This window comes from Billgrantia sp. Q4P2, from assembly GCF_052806135.1.
In genome coordinates this window covers 295,788-315,671 of the sequence record NZ_JBRBAI010000001.1, presented here as the reverse complement: position 1 = coordinate 315,671, position 19,884 = coordinate 295,788, and the positions used below count along the sequence as shown (strand labels likewise).

Sequence of the window (19,884 nt, the reverse complement as noted above, 5' to 3'; positions counted from 1 at the left end):
CGCGCTCGGGCACTGAGCTGCGAGTCGGTTGCGGCGGGCATTCAGTCGCCCCGAGTGCGACGCCGGCGATACTGATGGTGGATGAACTTGATGACCAGCGTCATCACGTAGACCACCCAGCCGGCAGTGGCGAGAACGTTGAACAGCAGCATCTTCTGCTGGCCGCTCATGGGAGCGAACAGGGTTTCGATGAGTATGCCGAGCAGCAGGGCCAGGGCCACAGGCAGGGCCAGGATGTGCATCCACATCTCGGTGCGGCGCTTGCGTACGTGGTAGCGGCTGAGGTGAACGCGAAACGGCCGATGCATGAAGCTGACCAGGATCATGGCGCCCAGGGCGAGTATGGCGGCCAGGGTGGGTTCGACGCTGTCGAGCCTGGCCGAGACGCTGATCGACCAGAAGAAGACGATCCACATCAGACCGGCCAGGATGGCGACGATATCGGCGTAGTGGCGAACCCGGGGCATTGGCGGTGTCTCTCACGGCAAAAACGGCGTCGATGATACGGCAAATCGGCGGGTGTTGCTGCCGCTACGACAATTTTCTCGGTGCTTCTTCACGGCTCGAGGCTGGGCATTTCGACCGGGCCTTCCGGTATACTCTGAGGTCGACACTCATGCTGAACGACAGGACTCGCCGTGACCGCTATTACCCTGACCCGCCCCGACGACTGGCATCTTCACCTGCGCGACGGTGAGGCGCTCAAGGCCGTGGTACCTGCCACCGCCCGGCAGATGGGGCGGGCGATCATCATGCCCAACCTCAAGCCGCCGGTCACCACCACCGATCAGGCCCTTGGCTATCGCGAACGGATCCTGGCGGCACGGCCCGGGGGATCGGCCTTCGAGCCTTTGATGACGCTCTACCTCACCGACAACACGCCGGCCGAGGAGATCGAACGCGCGGTGGCGAGCGGCCTGGTTCATGCAGTGAAGCTCTATCCGGCCGGGGCTACCACTAACTCGGATTCAGGGGTCACCGATCTCGCTCACTGCGATGCCGCGATCGCCGCCATGGCTCGGCTGGGCCTGCCGCTGCTGGTCCACGGCGAGGTCACCGATGCCGAGATCGATATCTTCGATCGCGAGGCCGTATTCATCGAGCGGGTGATGAAGCCACTGCTCGAGCGTCATCCGGATCTCAAGGTGGTGTTCGAACACATCACCACCGCCGATGCGGCCGAGTTCGTTGCCCGGGCGCCGGCCAACGTGGGTGCCACGATCACCGCGCACCATCTGCTGTTCAACCGCAACCACATGCTGGTCGGCGGCATTCGCCCCCACTACTACTGCCTGCCGATCCTCAAGCGTGAGCGCCACCGCGAGGCGCTATTGGCGGCGGCCACCTCGGGCAGCGGCAAGTTCTTCCTCGGCACCGATAGCGCGCCTCATGCTCAAGGCGACAAGGAATCGGCATGCGGCTGCGCCGGTGCCTATACTGCGCCGGCAGCGATCGAGCTCTATGCCACGGCTTTCGAACAGGCTGGGGCACTGGATCGCCTGGAGGGCTTTGCCAGTCACTTCGGCCCCGACTTCTATGGTCTGCCGCGCAATGGCGACACCATCACGCTGATACGTGAGGAGTGGGCCCTGCCGGCATCGCTGCCCTACGCCGACGGCCAGCGTATCGTGCCCTTGGGGGCGGGTGAAACGCTGGCGTGGAAGCTGCACACCTAGGAGGCTCCTGGCTCGAACGCAACGGCCGCCTTGGAGGCGGCCGTCGTCATTTCATGGGCAGATAACCGTTTAGGCGACTTTCTTCCGGCGAAGCGCTACTGGGTAGGCTATGGTGTGAATTGAGCGCAGGAGGCGCTCTCTCATCGTTTTCTTCCGTTGCCATTGGCGTGCCTGGTTGGCCTGGCCGCTGGGTGCCTGTGGAAAGCTATACTCAGAGAACCGGTACAGGATGAAAAAATGGGCTCCCAAGCAGGCACGCACGGTATCACGGAATTTTATTGAACTTGCTCTGCTGCTGACCGTCGCCAAGGGGAAGGTTCCTGTCGTGTATTTCGACAGGCAGCTGAACGTCGGCGATGCGATCACGCCCTATCTGGTCCAGAAGCTCACCGGCAAGGAGGCCTACCGCGTCCACTCTAACTCGGTCGTTCATCTGCTCGGGGTGGGGAGCATTATCCACCAGGCGAGAAGTCGTAGCCTGGTGTGGGGCAGTGGAGTCATCGACCCGGCGTGGTTGCCCGGGCGCGATGCTCTTGAGCATGCCAGGTTCTTGGCCCTGAGAGGCCGGCTCTCGCAGCAACTGCTGGCCGCCAACGGGGCGGATGTAGCAGGGGCGGTACTTGGGGATCCGGCGCTCGTGATGCCTCTGCTCCACCAGCCCGCTCGTGGCGATCCGCAGTATCGTATCGGACTCGTACCCCACTACGTGGATCGGGAGAGCCCGGTGGTTCGCTACATGGCGAGTCTGCCCGACGTCAAGCTAATCGACGTGAGGCAACAGCCCGAGCCGTTCATCGATGCCCTCGGCCAATGTGATTCGGTCATTTCGTCGTCCCTGCACGGGTTGATTCTGGCGGATTGCTACCGCATTCCCAATCGCTGGGTGCGCTTTTCCGATGGCCTCATTGGGGGGGAGTTCAAGTTTCACGATTACTACAGCACTACGGATGCTCCGGATACCCGCGTCATGTCGATCGCGGATCGAGCGGCGGCCGATGAATGCCTGGCAGCATTGCCTGCGCAGGGCGGGGTGGCGAGGTACCTGGGCGATCCGGCGCAGTTGGTCGCCACTTTCCCTTTCAGCGAATTCGAGTGATGTCATGGACAAGCGTGAGTCGACCATCAGCGTTATCGTTCCGGCATACAACGTGGCGCCCTATATCGAGGCCGCGCTGGATTCCCTTGCCAGCCAGACGGTGCAGCCCCATGAGGTCATCATCGTGAACGATGGCAGCGTGGACGACACCTGGGAGCGAATATGTGCATTCCCCCACCCCTATCGCACGGAGCTGATTTCGACCGACAACCAGGGGCAGGGTAGGGCCAGGAACCGGGCTATTGCCAGGGCCTCGGGAGACTACGTCTATTTCTTCGATGCCGACGATCTGCTGGAGCCCGATTTCATCGAGAGCATGCAGGCCGTCATCGAATCGCGAAACTCTCCGGACATCATCTTCTTTTCAGGCACTACATTCGTCGACGAGGGGGCGGAAGGGCTGGACTTCGTTCGTAGCTATCGACGTGGCTTCGAAGGTGAGTACGTGGGGGCCGCCGACCTCCTTGCGGCGTTCGAGAAGCATGGTGGCGGTACCTGCAGTCCGTGCCTCTATCTCAGCAGACGCATGCTATGGTCGCGAAAGCTGAGGTTCAAGGATCACTATCACGAGGACGAAGAGATCTTCTATCCGTTGATCTTCGCGGCCAGACGCTACGTGGTGACCGACCGTGTTTGCTTCCAGCGCCGGATACGCCATGGCTCTACCATGACGATGCCCAAGAACATGAAGCATGTAAAAGGCTTGCATGAGCTGCTCGAGTCGCTGCTGACCCTTTACCGCGATCCCGCCTATCGCGATTGCCGACGCCACATCAGGAAACGCGCCATTCTCTATACCGGCCAGTACATGAACGTTTGCCGCACGGTTCGTGTGCCCTACGACCTGTCGCTGCTGATGGCGTTGATGCTGGGGTTCAGGAACCGCTGGATGTGCCTGAAAATTGCCTTTCATACGCTGAGCGGTTCTCTTCGAGCCACGATCAAGCGTCGTGTCGGCAGGAGCAGGCTGTTGAGCCACTGAAGCGGAGCAGTTCGCTGGCAGTATCGGGCATGGGCGGCCGACCCTGCGGAGGGTCGGCCGCTATCGTTCAGTCAATGGCGGGTTCGGACTCTACTTGCGAAGCGAGCCGTACGACCATGGCCTCGACCATGCGTGCCGAGTGGGCGGCGGCCTTTTCGAGGAACTGCTCGAAGGAGAGGTGGTTGTCGCCGCCGCCGGCAATGTCCGATAGCGAGCGGATGACCACGAACGGGCAGCCATAGAGATGGCAGGTCTGGGCGATGGCGGCGGCTTCCATCTCTGCTGCCAGCATCGTCGGGAAGCGCGAGCGGGTCCGGGTAACCAGTTCCGGGCAGGCCATGAAGACGTCGCCGGTGGCGATCAGGCCTTCCACCACCTTGACTTCGCCCAGTTCCTCGACGCATTCGCGGGCAAGGGTGACCAGGCGTTCATCGGGGAGATAGGCAGCGGGCATCTGCGGTACCTGGCCGTGCTCGTAGCCGAACACCACGGCATCCACGTCGTGGTGGCGTACTTCGCTGGAAACCACCACGTCGCCGATATCGAGCCCTTCGCCGAAGCCGCCCGCCGAGCCGGTATTGATGATGGCCTCAGGGTGGTAGACGTCGAGCAGCAGGGTGGTGCCGATGGCAGCGTTCACCTTGCCGATCCCCGATTGCAGGATCACCACATCGACACCGTGCATCTTGCCGTGATGGAAGGTGCAGCCTACGTGGGTTCGAGTGCGGCGATCTTCCAGCAGCGAGGCGAGATGCTCCACCTCCTGGGTCATGGCGCCAATGATGCCGATGCGTTTCATCTTTGCTCAGTTGCTCCGATTGGGCGACATTTGGTCGGCCGTTGCGTGCGGTTCAGGCATCGGCAGCGAAGACCTGGGTCCACTCGTCGCGCTTGGCCAGGAAGCCACGGGCGATCTGCTTGGCCCCCTCGAGGCTGTGGCTGGCCGCCCAGCCGCACTGGACCTCGTTACAAGCCGGCACTTCGCTGGCCTCCAGCACGTCTTCCAGGGTCTTCTGCAGCAGGCTCAGTACGTCGTCGTAATCGTCGTGGTTGATCAGCGCTACGTAAAAGCCGGTTTGGCAACCCATCGGGCTGATGTCGACGATGCGGTCCGAGTGGTTACGTGACAGTTCCGCCATCAGGTGCTCCAGGGAGTGCAATGCCGGCATCTCCATGTGCTCCTGGTTAGGCTGGCAGATACGCATGTCGTACTTGTGGATGCGGTCGCCGTTGAGGCCGGTCTTGATGTCGGCCAGGCGCACGTAGGGAGCCTTCACCTTGGTATGATCAAGGTTGAAGCTTTCGACGTTCATCTTGTCGCTCATGGGCGGCCTCGGGGCTGGGAAAATGGGAAGCGCGCATTCTATCCGAGTGGCGCGCTCATGTCAGGCTACGGCTCAGAGCGGGGCGACTTCCTTCTCCATGGCATCATGGCGCTCCGCGGCATAGAGGGTGTTTTCCAGCAGCGATGCGACGGTCATCGGCCCCACACCGCCCGGTACCGGTGTGATCCAGGCGGCGCGCTGTGCGGCCGGGTCGAACTCCACGTCGCCGACCAGCCGGCCATCCTCCTCGCGGTTGATGCCCACGTCGATGACGATGGCGCCGTCGCGTACCCAATCGCCCTTGACCAATCCTGGTTTGCCCACCGCGACCACCAGCAACTCGGCGCGGCGCACATGCTCCTCCAGATTGCGAGTGAAACGGTGGCACACCGTGGTGGTGCAGCCTGCCAGCATCAGTTCCAGCGCCATGGGGCGACCGACGATGTTGGAGGCGCCGACCACGGTGGCGTCCATGCCGCGCACCTTCAGGCCGCTGGCCTGCAGCAGGGTCATGATGCCCTTCGGCGTGCAGGGTCGCAGGACCGGCAGACGCTGGGCCAGGCGGCCAAGATTGTAGGGGTGGAAACCGTCCACGTCCTTGTGCGGGAGGATGCGCTCCAGTAGCGGGCGCGAATCCAGGTGGGCCGGCAGAGGTAGCTGCAGCAGGATTCCGTCGATGCAGGGGTCGGCATTGAGTTCGTCGATCAGCTGTTCGAGCGTCTGTTGGCTGGTGTCGTTGGGCAGCGCATGCTGAAAGGAGAGAATGCCGGCCTGCTCACAGGCGCGATGCTTGTTACTGACGTAGACGTGGGAGGCTGGATCCTCGCCCACCAGGACGACAGCCAGGCCAGGAATGCGCTTGCCCTCGGTGCGACGCATTTCCACTTGGCGTGCAACCTGTTCGCGGACCTGGGCGGCTATGGCCTTGCCATCGATGAGTTGGGCGGTCATCGTTTCTCCCCTGTGGTGGATGGTGTGAGCGGCGCTGTGGGGCCGGCTGCGGATTCTCGAAGGCTGCCGATTTTCGCACGCCGGGCCTTCGAGGCAAAGCGCAAAAGCCTCGCTGTGTCAGGAAGCTATTGACCGCGGTCGATTCTCGCGTAGAATACGCAGCGCTTGGCGAGGCCCGTAGCTGGGTGTCGTGGGCCGTGCAAAGGCCGGCGGGGTGTAGCGCAGTCTGGTAGCGCGCCTGCTTTGGGAGCAGGATGTCGGGGGTTCGAATCCCTCCACCCCGACCACAACCTTTTGTTTATGCTGAAGAAATGGCGAAACGGGGTTGCGGTCGGACGCCATGGAACGTAGAATGCGCCCATAGCTCAACCGGATAGAGCAACGGCCTTCTAAGCCGTAGGTTGCAGGTTCGAGTCCTGCTGGGCGTGCCAGTTTGGTTGAGCCCGTCTGGGCAGGTGCCTACGGTTCGGACAGTGTCGGTCGAGCAGCGTCGATATGGTGGATGTAGCTCAGTGGTAGAGCCCCGGATTGTGGCTCCGGTGGTCGTGGGTTCGATCCCCATCATCCACCCCAATCGACTGCTTCGTGATTTACGCCTGCAATGGTGGATGTAGCTCAGTGGTAGAGCCCCGGATTGTGGCTCCGGTGGTCGTGGGTTCGATCCCCATCATCCACCCCATTGCACCCTTTTCTTTCCCCATCCTGTTTCTTGAGATGTCCTGTTCCCCGGCCGAGTCTTCTCGACTGGATTTTGCCCGTTGTGCAGGCCGTGCTCCCGGATGATGGCTGCCTTCGTTGCAATGGCAGCGCCAAACGACCTTGTAAAATGCCCAATCGCCCCCATCCTGTAGGCGTAACGCTTGCCAGCGTAGGGCGGGATTCTTAGAATCTCTCTTTTACATTCCACGCTTTCCAAGAACGCCCCTAGTCGGTAGAGGACCATTCATGCAAGTTTCCGTCGAAACGACCTCCCAGATCGAGCGCCGTGTCACGTTCCAAGTGCCGGCTGCCGAGGTCGACGAGGCCGTCGAAGCCCGCCTCAAGGACACGGCGAAGAACATTCGTCTCAACGGTTTCCGCAAGGGCCGGGTTCCCATGTCCGTGGTGCGCCAGCGTTATGGCCGCGGCGTGCGTGACGAGGTCGTGGGCGAACTGATGCGTGAGCGCTATGTGCGCGCGATCACCGAGGAGAACCTGAATCCGGCCGGTTTCCCGAGCATCGAGCCCAAGGTCGACCAGGCAGGTAAGGACCTGGAGTTCGTGGCTTCTCTCGAGGTCTATCCCGAGATCGAGCTGTCCTCGATCGAGGGCGCCGAGATCGAGCGCCCCGTGGTGGAAGTGAGCGACGCCGATCTCGAGGAGATGGTCGAGACCCTGCGCAAGCAGAACGCCTCCTGGGAAGACGTCGAACGTGCCGCCGAAGAGGGCGATCAGATCAAGATCGACTTCCAGGGGTTCCTCGGCGACGAACCGTTCGAGGGTGGCAGTGCCGAAGGCCATGACCTGGTGCTGGGCTCCGGCAACTTCATCCCCGGGTTCGAGGAGCAGCTCGTCGGTGCCAAGGCGGGTGAGGAGAAGGAGATCAAGGTCACCTTCCCCGAGGATTACCAGGCCGAGCACCTGGCCGGCCAGGAGGCTACCTTCAAGGTCAAGGTGCATGCGGTCAAGGGCCAGGCCCTGCCGGAAGTCGACGAGGAATTCATCAAGCGCTTCGGTGTCGAGGATGGCGACATCGAGAAATTCCGCGCCGAAGTGAAGAAGAACATGTCTCGCGAGGCCAAGCAGGCCGTCGACAACCGGGTCAAGCAGCAGGTTCTCGAGGCGCTGAAGAAGGCCAACGACATTCCGGTGCCCCAGGCATTGGTGCAGCAGGAGACCGATGCGCTCAAGCGTCAGGCGGCTCAGCAGTTCGGCCTGGGGGAGGATTTCGACGTTTCCCAGTTGCCCAACGAGCTGTTCTCCGAACAGGCCAAGAGTCGCGTTCAGGTCGGCCTGCTGCTGGCCGAAGTGATCAAGGCCAATGAACTCGACGCCACTGACGACGAGATTCGTGCCAAGGTCGAGGAGCTTGCCGAGCAGTATCAGGAGCCGCAGCAGGTCGTTGACTATTATATGGGCAACGATCAGCTCAAGACTCAGGTCAAGTCGGCTATCCTCGAAGAGAAGGCCGTTGACAAACTGCTGGAGCAGTCCACCGTCAAGGACGTGGAAATGAGCTACCAGCAGGCACTGGCTGCTGCCCAGCAGGGCGGGCAGGCCGAAGAGAGCGAAGGCGAGGAAGAAGCCAACAGCTGATTCGGCGGCGAGATCCCTTCCCTGCCGGTCGCCGAGGTGGCGGCCGGCAGGTGGGAGTCGCTTCCATTCATTGGACGCAAGGACATCACACTGATGAGCAACGAGTTCGAGACCCGAAACGCCGGCGGCTTGGTGCCGATGGTGGTAGAACAGAGCGCACGCGGCGAGCGGGCCTACGATATCTACTCCCGGCTGCTGAAGGAGCGTGTGATCTTCCTGGTGGGGGCGGTGGAAGACCACATGGCCAACCTGATCGTGGCGCAGCTGCTGTTCCTTGAGTCCGAGAACCCGGACAAGGACATCCACCTCTATATCAACTCCCCTGGCGGTGCCGTAACCGCCGGGATGTCGATCTACGACACCATGCAGTTCATCAAGCCCGATGTCTCCACCGTGTGCATCGGCCAGGCGGCCAGCATGGGGGCGCTGCTACTGGCAGGTGGCGCTGCGGGCAAGCGCTATTCGCTGCCACACTCGCGGATGATGATTCATCAGCCGCTGGGCGGCTACCAGGGCCAGGCGGCTGATATCGAGATTCACACCCGCGAAATCCTGGGGATTCGTGACAAGCTGAACCGGATTCTGGCTCACCATACCGGGCAGGATATCGAAACCATCGCTCGGGATACCGACCGCGACAACTTCATGAGCGGCACGCAGGCGGTGGAGTACGGCCTGATCGACGCCGTACTGGATAAGCGGCCCACATCCTGATAGCGTGAAATCAAGCACGCTTCAACTACGTGATTAGCGGCGGCCGACCTGGCTGCCGAAGTGACAGAGGTACGCGAATGGCCGACGGCAAAGGCAAGGACGAAGGCGGCAAGCTGCTCTACTGCTCGTTCTGCGGCAAGAACCAGAACGAAGTGCGCAAGCTGATAGCGGGCCCGTCCGTTTATATCTGCGACGAGTGTGTCGACCTGTGCAACGACATCATTCGCGAGGAAGTTCTCGATGCCGATGCCGAGAGCGATGAGGAGCGTCTGCCCGTTCCCCGCGAGATTCGTCGCACCCTGGACGAATACGTGATCGGTCAGGACCGCGCCAAGACGGTGCTGTCCGTGGCCGTCTACAACCATTACAAGCGTCTTCGCGCCGGTCTCAAGGGCGACGACGTAGAGCTCGGCAAGTCCAACATCCTGCTGATCGGACCTACCGGCAGCGGCAAGACCCTGCTGGCCGAGACCATGGCGCGTCTGCTCAACGTGCCGTTCACCATCGCCGATGCCACCACGCTCACCGAGGCGGGCTACGTTGGCGAGGACGTCGAGAACATCATCCAGAAGCTGTTGCAGAAGTGCGACTACGATGTGGAGAAGGCCCAGCGTGGCATCGTCTACATCGACGAGATCGACAAGATCTCGCGCAAGTCGGACAACCCCTCCATCACCCGTGACGTCTCGGGCGAGGGTGTGCAGCAGGCGCTGCTGAAGCTGATCGAGGGCACCACGGCATCAGTACCGCCGCAGGGGGGGCGCAAGCATCCGCAGCAGGAGTTCCTGCAAGTGGATACCGGCAACATCCTGTTCATTGTGGGTGGCGCCTTTGCCGGCCTCGACAAGGTCATTCGAGACCGTGCCGAGAAGGGCGGTATCGGTTTCAGCGCCGTGGTGAAGAGCAAGGACGAGACCAAGGGCGTGGGCGACCTGCTTGCCGACGTCGAGCCGGAGGATCTGGTCAAGTTCGGCCTGATTCCCGAGTTCGTCGGGCGCCTGCCGGTCATCGCCACGCTCACCGAGCTCAGCGAGGATGCGCTGATCCAGATTCTTACCGAGCCCAAGAACTCGCTGGTCAAGCAGTACGCTCGTCTGTTCGATATGGAAGGGGTGGAGTTGGAGTTCCGTGAGGACGCCCTGCGCGCCGTTGCGAAGAAGGCCATGGCGCGCAAGACCGGCGCCCGTGGGCTGCGCTCCATCCTCGAGTCGGTGCTGCTCGACACCATGTATGAAATTCCTTCCATGGAGGGGGTCTCCAAGGTGGTCATCGATGCGTCGGTCATCGCGGGCGAGAGCGAGCCCCTGCTGATCTATTCGCAGCAGGACCAACGGGTCGACGGTACTGACGGCTGAGGTGAGGCGGCCATTCGCTGCCAAGCCCATGACGGAAAGGGGTCGCTAGGGCGGCCCCTTTCCACGTTCGCCGCTACATGCCCCTTGCAATGGGGGTGCCGTGCCCCCATCCCCCCCTGTATCCACCGATTTCTGTTTGAGGAACGTCTGCGATGCAGCAGAACGCCGTTCAGACCTTGAGTCTGCCCCTACTCCCACTGCGCGACGTGGTCGTTTATCCGCAGATGGTGATTCCGCTGTTCGTCGGTCGCGAGAAGTCGATCCAGGCGCTCGACGCCGCGATGGCGGCCGACAAGCGCGTACTGCTTGTCGCTCAGCGCGAGGCGGGGCAGGACGACCCCGGCACCGACGACCTTTTCACCATTGGCACCGTTGCCGAAATCATGCAGCTGCTCAAGCTGCCCGACGGCACCGTCAAGGTGCTGATCGAAGGCGTTTCACGTGCCGATCTGCGTGAAGTCCATCATACCGACGGCCACAGCATGGCCGAGGCCGTGCTGCGCGACAGCGAGCCCTTGAGCGAGCGCGAACAGGAGGCGCTGGTCCGGGTGCTGCTCAATCAGTTCGAGCAGTACGTCAAGCTGTCCAAGAAGGTGCCCAACGAGGTGCTCAATTCGCTCTCTGGCATCGAGGATCCTAGCCGTCTGGTCGACACCATCTGCGCTCATCTGTCGCTCAAGATCCAGGACAAGCAGCAACTGCTGGAGATGGACCGCGTACGCGAGCGCATCGAGCATTTGATGGCGCTGATCGAGTCGGAGATCGACCTGCTGCAGGTGGAGAAGCGCATCCGCTCCCGGGTCAAGGACCAGATGGAGAAGTCCCAGCGCGAGTACTATCTCAACGAGCAGATGAAGGCCATCCAGAAAGAGATGGGCGAGCTCGAGAACGTACCCAACGAAGCCGAGAAGTACGAAAAGGCGATCGAGGAGTCGGGCATGCCCAAGGAGGCGCGCGACAAGGCGGTCCAGGAGCTGGGCAAGCTGAAGATGATGTCGCCGAGTTCCGCCGAGGCTACGGTGGTGCGCTCCTACCTGGACTGGCTGGTCTCGGTGCCGTGGAAGAAGCGCACCCGGGTCAAGCACGACCTGGCGCATGCCCACAAGGTGCTGGACGAGGACCACTACGGCCTCGACGAGGTCAAGGAGCGCATCCTCGAGTACCTTGCCGTGCAGAAGCGGGTCAAGAAGCTCAAGGGGCCGGTGCTGTGCCTGGTGGGGCCGCCCGGGGTGGGCAAGACTTCCCTCGGCCAGTCGATCGCGCGTGCCACCAATCGCAAGTACGTGCGCCTGGCGCTGGGTGGCGTGCGCGATGAATCCGAGATTCGCGGGCACCGCCGTACCTATATCGGCTCGCTACCCGGCAAGCTGATCCAGCGCATGAGCAAGGCCGAGGTCAAGAATCCGCTGTTCCTGCTCGACGAGGTCGACAAGATCGGTATGGATCACCGTGGCGATCCCGCTTCGGCGCTGCTCGAGGTGCTCGATCCGGAGCAGAACGACAAGTTCAGCGACCACTACCTCGAGCTCGACTACGACCTCTCCGAAGTGATGTTCATCTGTACCGCCAACTCGATGAACATCCCGGGGCCCTTGCTCGATCGCATGGAGGTCATCCGCCTACCTGGCTACACCGAGGACGAGAAGCTTGCCATTGCCCGGCGCTACCTGGTGCCCAAGCAGCTCATTGCCAACGGTTTCAAGGAAGAAGAGCTGACATTCTCCGATGAATCGCTACTCGAGCTGATCCGCTACTACACCCGCGAGGCAGGGGTGCGTGAACTCGAGAGGCAGATCGCCAAGGTGTGCCGCAAGGTTCTGCGTGAGCGGCTCGAGTACGAGGGCAAGGGCGCGCAGGCGCCGGCGTTGCTCGCCGCAGCGGACATCGAGACCTATGCCGGCGTGCGTCGCTACAGCTACGGCCTGGCCGACAAGGAGGATCAGGTGGGGCGGGTGACCGGCCTGGCCTGGACATCGGTGGGCGGCGAGCTGCTCAACATCGAGTCGGTGGTCACTCCTGGCAAGGGACGTATCAACAAGACGGGCTCGTTGGGCGACGTGATGAAAGAATCCGTCAGTGCGGCTCATACCGTGGTACGTGCCCGTGCAGCGTCATTGGGCATCGACCCGGAGCGCTTCGAGAAAGAGGACCTGCATATCCACGTTCCGGAGGGTGCCACGCCCAAGGATGGCCCCAGCGCCGGCATTGCCATGGTAACGGCCATGGTGTCTGCCTATACGGGGCGACCCATACGCTGTGACCTGGCCATGACCGGCGAAGTGAACCTGCGCGGCGAGGTGATGCCGATCGGTGGGTTAAAGGAGAAATTGCTGGCGGCACGGCGCGGTGGTATAAAGATCGTGCTCATTCCGGAAGAGAACCGTCGGGACCTCAAGGAGGTTCCGGATAACATCAAGGACGCGCTGGATGTCCGGCCCGTTCGTTGGATCGACGAAGTGCTGGAGTCGGCCCTTGCTGAAAGGACCGGCAATGGTGGGGAAGAATCACGAACGGAAGATTCGGCTTCTTCTTCCAGCATGATCAGTACGCATTAACGATAATTACCGTGTCATATCCGGATATTAAACCCGGGCATGACGCGGTTTGGCGCCTCAGTTGCTTGACACCTCTTTCGCAGCATTGCTATAAACTGCCAGCCATGCTGTGATCGAGTTGCCGGGCGAAAGGCATGCCGATTAGAGCCATTTTCTGAAACAGTCAAGGGGTGAAGTGTGAACAAATCCGAGCTGATCGAAGCCATCGCCGCGTCTGCCGATATTCCTAAGGCCGCTGCGTCACGCGCACTGGATGCCATGGTCGACACCGTCTCCGAAAGCCTCAAGAAAGGCGACAGCGTGTCTCTCGTCGGATTTGGTACTTTCTCGGTGAAAGAGCGTGCCGCCCGCACCGGCCGCAACCCGCAGACAGGCCAGCCGATCCAGATCAGCGCAGCCAAGGTTCCGACTTTCAAGGCTGGTAAGGCGCTCAAGGACTCCGTTAACTGAGTCAAAGGATTATTTGCGCCATAGGTCCAAGCGCGGGCCAAGCAACGTCGGCAGCAAACGATCAGGCGCATCGCTTCGGCGGTGCGCCTTCTTTTTTGACGTTCCGTCAGCGTCGTTGACGGTCGGGCGAGCAGGGCCGTCATGATGGCCCGCAGCGGCCCGTCACCGTATAATGTGGCGCCACAGCCAGCCAACAATCAGCAATCGAGGCCTGCATGCTGCAAAGTATTCGTGACCGCTCCAGAAGCTGGGGCGCCAAGATCATCGTAGCTGCCGTGGTAGTGACCATGGCGCTGTTCGGTGTCGAGTCCCTGGTGGGGTTGTTCGGTGGTGGCGGTGACGAGGTCGCCAAGGTCAATGGCCAGACCATCACTCGCCAGGAGTTGGAAATGGAAGTGCAGCGAGCGATCCGTTCCGGCCAGGTACCGCCAGAGCAGGAGCGTGCTTTGCGTGGCCAGGTGCTCGACGAAATGATCGGTGAACGCTTGCTGCTCGCATTCGCCGAGGACGGTGGGCTCTACCTCTCCGACGAGCAGCTCGACCAGGTGATCGTGACATTGCCCGAGTTCCAGGACCAGAGCGGCCGCTTCGATACCGACCTGTTCCGCAACCGGCTGGCCAGTGCCGGTTTCACGCCGGCTTCGTTTCGGGCGGCGCTGCGGGTCGACCTCAAGCGTCAGCAGCTGCAGCAGGGGCTGGCGGTCAGCGACTTCGTTCTCGAAAACGAGCGCGAAACCCTGGCATCGCTGCAGCGTCAGGTACGCAGTTTCCGCTACCATGCACTGGGTGCTGAGGATCTTGCTGAGCCTGTGCAGGTCAGCGAAGCGGACCTAGAGGCCTATTATCAGGACAATCGCGAGCGCTACCAGCGCCCCGAGCAGGTTCGCCTCGAGTATGTGATCGTCGACCGTCAGGAGATGGCCGAGCAGATCGATGTCGATGAGGAGGCGGTTCGCCAGGCGTGGGAAGAGCGCGGTCGGGACGCCGACCGTCGCGTGTCGCATATCATGGCGACCTTCAACGGTGAGCGCAGCCGCGACGAGGCGGAGGCGCGCCTCGAGGAGGTGCGCGAGCGGCTGGCTGAAGGCGAGTCGTTCGACGCGCTCGCCCTCGAATACTCCGACGATCCCTCCACGGCCGAGCAGGGTGGTGATCTGGGAGTGATCAGCCGCGGTTTCTTCGGTGATGCCTTCGACGACGCGGCCTTCGCGCTCTCTCCGGGCCAGGTGTCCGGCATCGTCGAAACCGATAATGGATTGCACCTGGTCAAGGTGACGGGGCTGGATCAGATTCCCCTGGAGGAAATGCGCGATGATCTCGCAAGCGAGTTGGCGCGCGATCAGGTAACCAGCGAGTTCAACCGCCGGGTACAGGCACTCATCGACGAGAGCTTTGCCGCCGACGATCTCGCCAGTGTGGCCGATAGCCTGGAACTCGAATTGCGTGAGAGCGAGTGGGTGTCCCGTGAGGGGGGCAGCGGCGTGTTCTCCGAACCAGGAGTGATGAGCGAGGCCTTCAGCGAGGACGTACTGCTAGAAGGGTTCAACAGCGAGGTCATCGAACTCGACGAGGATCGCCGCATGGTGCTGCGCGTGGCCGAGCATCGCGAGGCTGCGGTGCTACCCCTCGATGAGGTGCGTCAGCGGATCGCCGCCTCCGTCGAGCAACGCAAGCAACGCGAGGCGTTGCTCGAGGTGGCGCGGGAGCAGGTCGAGCGCTTGCGGGCCGGCGAGGAGCTCGAGCTGGAATGGCAGCAGGTGGAAGGGGCGACCCGCCAGCAGGACAATGTACCGCGCGCCGTGCTGCAGGCAGCTTTTCGGCTGCCACAGCCCGACGGGGACGCTGCCGTCTTTGGTCATACCACAGACGGTGATCGGGTTATCCTGATCGCACTCGACAATGTCGAGGCCGGCGGTGCAGACGAACAGACGGAAGCGTTCGTGGCACGCATGTCCGAGCAACTGCGCGCCCAAGCTGCCATCCAGGGGTTGAGAAACCATCTGCGCGAGACGGCCGAGATCACGCGGCGCTGACCCGATCGTCGGGTCTGAAGGAGAGAGGGCCTGGGAGCCCTCTCTTTTTTTGTGTGAACTATTATACCGTTATCTAACGGGCTGCAGCGTCACCTATCGACCGCGGCGGAGAGCATGCAAAGGAGATCTCGGTAAATGAAAATAGGAGATTTTGATGTTACTCTATAACAATATTTCGCCACAGGACGCACCATGAGCACGGCGCCTCTCACATCGATTCCCGTTCACTTGGTTACCGGCTTCCTCGGCAGTGGCAAGACGACGCTGATTCGCCGTCTGATCGAGCAGAAGCCAAAGGAGGAGCGCTGGGCGATCCTGGTCAATGAGTTTGGCCAGGTAGGTATCGACCAGGCCATGTTCGAGGCGCGTGACGATGTCATCGTGAAAGGGCTGCCTGGAGGTTGTCTCTGCTGCCAACTGGCCTTCTTGCTACAGGCTACCCTGGTCAATCTACTACATCGCTACCGGCCCGACCGGCTCATCATTGAGCCGTCGGGGCTCGGGCATCCAGCCGGGTTGCTCGATGTGTTGCGCAGCGAAGCCTTTGCCGACGTGCTCGAGCTGCGAGATATCGTGGTGTTGCTCGATCCTGTCCGGCTCGATGACCCACGCGCTCGCGAACACGAAACCTTCAACGACCAGTTGGTCATGGCCGATGCGGTAGCACTGACCATGACAGATCGGGTGACGCCAGAGCAGTTGATCGCCGCTCGACGTCACGCCGAGACGCTGTGGCCACCCAAGAAGTGGGTGGCCCAGGCGTCCCACGGAGAGCTGCCGGTCTCGCTTCTGCTGGAGAGCGGGCGGCATCGACCAGCCGAGGAGAGCACTGTACTGAGTGAGCGCCACAGTGCGCTACGCGATGCGGCGCGCCAGGTGGTGGTTCTGGAGGGCTTCGACCAGAGCCTGCCACAGCCGGGTCAGCCGATAGAGGTGAGCGGCACGGCCCTTGGCTATGGCACCCAGGGCTGGCGCTGGAGTCCCGAGGATGTCTTCGATCTCGACCGCCTGACCCTGGTGTTGGATCGCTTACCGGCCGGGCTACGTGTGAAGGGAGTCTTGCATACGAACGTTGGATGGAAGCTTTACAATCGTGGGGAAGGCGCTACAAGCCTTGTCGCATGCGCTTGGCGCAAGGACTCACGCCTGGAGCTGATCGGTGAGGTGGCGAACATGCCATCGGCAGAGGAGGTTCTCGAGGCCTTGCAGGCATGCCGCCTAGCCCGTGGCGAAGACGGCATGCTGTCTTGAGTGGCCTTGGCTAGAGCGCAACTTCGCGCAGTATCGGGTCGCCGTCGGGACCGATCTCGACTTCCCAACCCTTGCCGGGCTGCCAGTCGCCCAGCACGATGCGTCGAGCGGGCTGATGGTCGTCGAGCTCCAGTTCGTGCACCGCGGGGCGGTGAGTGTGGCCGTGGATCAGCGTCGTCACGCCATGATCGTGCATGACGCGCACGACCTCCTCGGGGGTGACGTCCATGATGTCCTCGGCCTTGTTGGACGTCGCTTCACCCGACTGTTGGCGCAGGGCAGCGGCCAGTTGGATACGGTCGGCAAGTGGCATGGCCAGGACCTGCTTCTGCCAGGCCGGGCTGCGTGCCTGTTCGCGAAAGGCCATGTAGGCCTCGTCGCGGGTGCACAGGCTGTCACCATGCATGAGCAGCACCGGTTCATCGCCAAAGCGCAGCACGGCTGGGTCGGTAACCAGCTTGGCGCCGGCCGTGGAGGCGAAGCGATGGCCGAGCAGGAAATCGCGGTTGCCGTGCATCAGGTAGATGGCCGTACCTTCATCGGCCAGCTTGCGCAGTGCACCGGCTACGCGTATGGCCAGCGCAGCGTTGCCGGTGGGGTCCTGGTCGGCATGGTCGAGCAGGTCGTCGCCGATCCAGGCCTCGAAGAAGTCACCGAGGATGTAGAGCGCATCGATGCCGCTGGCCCGCCGAGAGAGCCAGCCAAGGAAGCCCTCGGTGACGGCAGGGGTGTCGGGGTGCAGGTGCAGGTCGGAGATCAGCAGGGTGGTGGTCATGGCCGTGTCTCGCTGGCTCGGGTCGGACGAAAGGGCGAGAGATGGCACGCCCGCAAGGGCGGGCGTGCTGGGTTGGCGAGATCAGTTTTCGCCGGCCTCGTCCTTGACGTAGGCACGCTTGATGAGCACGTCCTCGGCGGGTACGTCGGCGTGCATGCCGCGGCGCGTGGTGTCCACGGCAGTGATGCGTTCGACCACGTCCATGCCTTCGACCACTTCACCGAACACACAGTAGCCCCAGCCTTGGATCGACTTGCCGCTGTGGTTGAGGAAATCGTTGTCGGCCACGTTGATGAAAAACTGCGCGGTAGCGGAGTGCGGGTCCTGGGTGCGGGCCATGGCCAGGGTGCCGGTCAAGTTCTTCAGGCCGTTGTCGGCCTCGTTCTCGATCGGGTCGCGGGTTGGCTTCTGGTTGAAATCCTGGTCGAAGCCGCCGCCCTGGATCATGAAGCCGGGAATGACTCGGTGGAAGAGTGTGCCGTCGAAATGCCCGTCGCGTACGTACTGCTCGAAGTTGGCCGCGGTCTTGGGCGCCTGTTCGTGATTCAGGGCGACGGTGATGTCGCCGAAGCTGGTCTCGAGAATGATCATCGAAGTTTTCCTGTAAGAAGGAGCGCGCCTTGGCGCCGTGCATGGGCGTGGCGTTATAATAGCGGTTTTGCATCGATGCGCGAAGCGCGCCGGGTCCATCGATATCCGAGGCCCCTCGCGGATTCGCGATCCAACCAGAGGTTTGCCGCAACGACATGAGCACCGAAAACGCCAGTGCGCCGAATTTCATCCGTAACCAGATCCGCGACGAGATCGAGGCCGGCCGTGCCGGCAAGGTCGTTACCCGCTTCCCGCCGGAACCCAACGGCTTCCTCCACGTGGGGCACGCCAAGTCGATCTGTCTGAATTTCGGGCTGGCCGAGCAGTTCGGTGGGGATTGTCATCTGCGCTTCGACGATACCAACCCGGCCAAGGAGGAGCAGGCCTACATCGATGCGATCAAGGAGGATGTCAGCTGGCTTGGCTTCGAGTGGGCCGGCGCGGTGCGCTATGCCTCCGATTACTTCGACCAGCTCTATGCCTGGGCGCAGCATCTGATTCGCGAGGGTAAGGCCTACGTCGACGACCTCTCTCCCGACGAAATTCGCGAGTATCGCGGTACCCTGACCGAACCGGGTCGCCCGAGCCCGTGGCGCGACCGCGACGCGGAGGAGAGCCTCGACCTGCTCGAACGCATGCGTGCCGGCGAGTTCAACGAAGGCGAGAGGGTGCTGCGGGCCAGGATCGACATGGCCTCGCCCAACATCAACCTGCGCGATCCGATCCTTTACCGCATTCGCCATGCTCATCACCACCAGACCGGCGACAAGTGGAAGATCTATCCCTCCTACGACTTCACCCATGGCCAGTCGGACGCTATCGAGGGCGTGACCCACTCGATCTGCACGCTGGAGTTCGAGGACCATCGCCCGCTCTATGAGTGGTTCCTCGACAACCTGCCGGTACCGGCCAAGCCGCGCCAGATCGAATTCGCACGGCTCAACATGAACTATACCCTGACCTCCAAGCGCAAGCTCAAGCTGCTGGTGGACGAGGGCATCGTCGACGGCTGGGACGACCCGCGCATGCCGACCATCTCCGGCATGCGCCGGCGCGGCTACACCCCGGCATCGATCCGCAAGTTCTGCGAGATGATCGGGGTGACCCGGGCCGACGGCGGGCTGGTCGACATCGCCATGCTCTACCACGCCATCCGCTCGGACCTCGAGGACAACGCCCCGCGAGCCATGTGCGTGCTCAACCCGCTCAAGGTGGTGCTGACCAACGTGCCCGAGGGGCATGAGGAGGTCTATGAGGTGCCGGGCCACCCTGCGCGCGAGGACATGGCCATGCGCCGGGTTCCGTTTACCCGCGAGCTCTATATCGACCAGGACGACTTCATGGAGGAGCCACCCAAGAAGTTCTTCCGCCTGGCACCGGGTCAGGAGGTGCGCCTGCGCAACTCCTACGTGATTCGCTGCGACGAGGTGGTCAAGAACGACGCCGGCGAGATCGAGGAGCTGCGCTGTTCGGTGGATTTCGACACCCTGGGCAAGAACCCCGAGGGGCGCAAGGTCAAGGGCGTGATCCACTGGGTCAGCGCGACCCATGCAGTGCCGATGGAGGTGCGGCTGTACGACAACCTGTTCCTGGTCGAGCAGCCGGACAAGGACAAGGACGCCGACTTCCTCGAGCACCTCAATCCCGACTCGCTGCAGGTGTGCCAGGCCATGGGCGAGCCGAGTCTGGCCGACGCCGCACCGGAGTCGCGCTTCCAGTTCGAGCGCGTGGGCTACTTCTGTGCCGACCGCCACGCTTGTCGCGACGGCAAGCGGGTATTCAACCGCACCGTCGGGTTGAAGGACAGTTGGGCAAAGATACAGAAGAAGGGCTGA

Annotated in this window: 17 protein-coding genes and 4 tRNA genes; 15 read left to right on the top strand and 6 right to left on the bottom strand. The window is 62.3% G+C overall.

Features of this window, described 5'->3' with window-relative positions; translation table 11 throughout:
• Positions 1 to 41: 41 nt before the first annotated feature.
• Positions 42 to 467 carry a hypothetical protein gene (locus tag ACUY1T_RS01505; RefSeq protein WP_446019948.1) on the bottom strand — a complete coding sequence of 142 codons (426 nt, stop codon included), beginning with the start codon at positions 465 to 467 and terminating at the stop codon, positions 42 to 44.
• Positions 468 to 638: 171 nt separating this feature from the next.
• Here ACUY1T_RS01505 and pyrC point away from each other — a divergent pair, with 171 nt between their 5' ends.
• The 3 genes from pyrC (at position 639) to ACUY1T_RS01490 (ending at position 3,754) form a co-directional block, all read left to right on the top strand.
• Positions 639 to 1,676 carry a dihydroorotase gene (gene pyrC, locus ACUY1T_RS01500; RefSeq protein ID WP_446019947.1) on the top strand — a complete coding sequence of 346 codons (1,038 nt, stop codon included), beginning with the start codon at positions 639 to 641 and terminating at the stop codon, positions 1,674 to 1,676.
• A gap of 229 nt (positions 1,677 to 1,905) precedes the next feature.
• On the top strand, positions 1,906 to 2,772 hold the full coding sequence (locus ACUY1T_RS01495) for a polysaccharide pyruvyl transferase family protein (RefSeq protein ID WP_446019946.1): 867 nt from the start codon (positions 1,906 to 1,908) through the stop codon (positions 2,770 to 2,772).
• 4 nt (positions 2,773 to 2,776) lie between these two features.
• On the top strand, positions 2,777 to 3,754 hold the full coding sequence (locus tag ACUY1T_RS01490) for a glycosyltransferase family 2 protein (protein ID WP_446019945.1): 978 nt from the start codon (positions 2,777 to 2,779) through the stop codon (positions 3,752 to 3,754).
• 67 nt (positions 3,755 to 3,821) lie between these two features.
• On the opposite strand, the gene mtnN is transcribed toward ACUY1T_RS01490, so the two are convergent.
• The 3 genes from mtnN to folD all read right to left on the bottom strand — a co-directional run bounded on the left by mtnN (position 3,822) and on the right by folD (position 6,030).
• Positions 3,822 to 4,553, bottom strand: a complete 732-nt coding sequence (mtnN, locus tag ACUY1T_RS01485; RefSeq protein WP_446019944.1) for a 5'-methylthioadenosine/S-adenosylhomocysteine nucleosidase — start codon at positions 4,551 to 4,553, stop codon at positions 3,822 to 3,824.
• 52 nt (positions 4,554 to 4,605) lie between these two features.
• Entirely contained in the window at positions 4,606 to 5,079 is a 474-nt protein-coding gene (locus ACUY1T_RS01480) for an S-ribosylhomocysteine lyase (protein ID WP_446019943.1), read from the bottom strand.
• 72 nt (positions 5,080 to 5,151) lie between these two features.
• Positions 5,152 to 6,030 carry a bifunctional methylenetetrahydrofolate dehydrogenase/methenyltetrahydrofolate cyclohydrolase FolD gene (gene folD, locus ACUY1T_RS01475; protein ID WP_446019942.1) on the bottom strand — a complete coding sequence of 293 codons (879 nt, stop codon included), beginning with the start codon at positions 6,028 to 6,030 and terminating at the stop codon, positions 5,152 to 5,154.
• 210 nt (positions 6,031 to 6,240) lie between these two features.
• Here folD and ACUY1T_RS01470 point away from each other — a divergent pair.
• From ACUY1T_RS01470 to ACUY1T_RS01420, 11 genes are all read left to right on the top strand, one after another.
• Positions 6,241 to 6,317, top strand: a tRNA-Pro gene (locus ACUY1T_RS01470).
• 67 nt (positions 6,318 to 6,384) lie between these two features.
• Positions 6,385 to 6,461 (top strand) — tRNA-Arg (locus ACUY1T_RS01465).
• 67 nt (positions 6,462 to 6,528) lie between these two features.
• A tRNA-His gene (locus tag ACUY1T_RS01460) sits at positions 6,529 to 6,603 on the top strand.
• 31 nt (positions 6,604 to 6,634) lie between these two features.
• A tRNA-His gene (locus tag ACUY1T_RS01455) sits at positions 6,635 to 6,709 on the top strand.
• A 266-nt stretch (positions 6,710 to 6,975) separates the two neighbouring features.
• A complete protein-coding gene (gene tig / locus ACUY1T_RS01450) occupies positions 6,976 to 8,325 on the top strand; it encodes a trigger factor (RefSeq protein WP_446019941.1) in 1,350 nt (449 codons plus the stop codon).
• A gap of 93 nt (positions 8,326 to 8,418) precedes the next feature.
• Entirely contained in the window at positions 8,419 to 9,039 is a 621-nt protein-coding gene (gene clpP / locus ACUY1T_RS01445; RefSeq protein WP_446019940.1) for an ATP-dependent Clp endopeptidase proteolytic subunit ClpP, read from the top strand.
• A gap of 77 nt (positions 9,040 to 9,116) precedes the next feature.
• Positions 9,117 to 10,394: an ATP-dependent Clp protease ATP-binding subunit ClpX gene (gene clpX / locus ACUY1T_RS01440; protein WP_446019939.1), complete on the top strand. Its 1,278-nt coding sequence runs from the start codon at positions 9,117 to 9,119 to the stop codon at positions 10,392 to 10,394.
• Positions 10,395 to 10,546: 152 nt separating this feature from the next.
• A complete protein-coding gene (gene lon / locus ACUY1T_RS01435; protein WP_446019938.1) occupies positions 10,547 to 12,949 on the top strand; it encodes an endopeptidase La in 2,403 nt (800 codons plus the stop codon).
• Between the two features lie 177 nt (positions 12,950 to 13,126).
• Positions 13,127 to 13,399: an HU family DNA-binding protein gene (locus ACUY1T_RS01430; RefSeq protein WP_167109863.1), complete on the top strand. Its 273-nt coding sequence runs from the start codon at positions 13,127 to 13,129 to the stop codon at positions 13,397 to 13,399.
• Between the two features lie 215 nt (positions 13,400 to 13,614).
• On the top strand, positions 13,615 to 15,432 hold the full coding sequence (locus tag ACUY1T_RS01425; protein WP_446019937.1) for a SurA N-terminal domain-containing protein: 1,818 nt from the start codon (positions 13,615 to 13,617) through the stop codon (positions 15,430 to 15,432).
• Between the two features lie 192 nt (positions 15,433 to 15,624).
• Positions 15,625 to 16,683, top strand: coding sequence for a CobW family GTP-binding protein (locus ACUY1T_RS01420; protein WP_446019936.1), 1,059 nt, complete (start codon positions 15,625 to 15,627; stop codon positions 16,681 to 16,683).
• A gap of 10 nt (positions 16,684 to 16,693) precedes the next feature.
• Here ACUY1T_RS01420 and ACUY1T_RS01415 read toward each other — a convergent pair whose 3' ends face one another.
• On the bottom strand, positions 16,694 to 17,458 hold the full coding sequence (locus ACUY1T_RS01415) for a UDP-2,3-diacylglucosamine diphosphatase (RefSeq protein ID WP_446019935.1): 765 nt from the start codon (positions 17,456 to 17,458) through the stop codon (positions 16,694 to 16,696).
• An 81-nt stretch (positions 17,459 to 17,539) separates the two neighbouring features.
• A complete protein-coding gene (locus ACUY1T_RS01410; RefSeq protein ID WP_446019934.1) occupies positions 17,540 to 18,049 on the bottom strand; it encodes a peptidylprolyl isomerase in 510 nt (169 codons plus the stop codon).
• Positions 18,050 to 18,204: 155 nt separating this feature from the next.
• Here ACUY1T_RS01410 and ACUY1T_RS01405 point away from each other — a divergent pair, with 155 nt between their 5' ends.
• Positions 18,205 to 19,884, top strand: coding sequence for a glutamine--tRNA ligase/YqeY domain fusion protein (locus tag ACUY1T_RS01405; protein WP_446019933.1), 1,680 nt, complete (start codon positions 18,205 to 18,207; stop codon positions 19,882 to 19,884).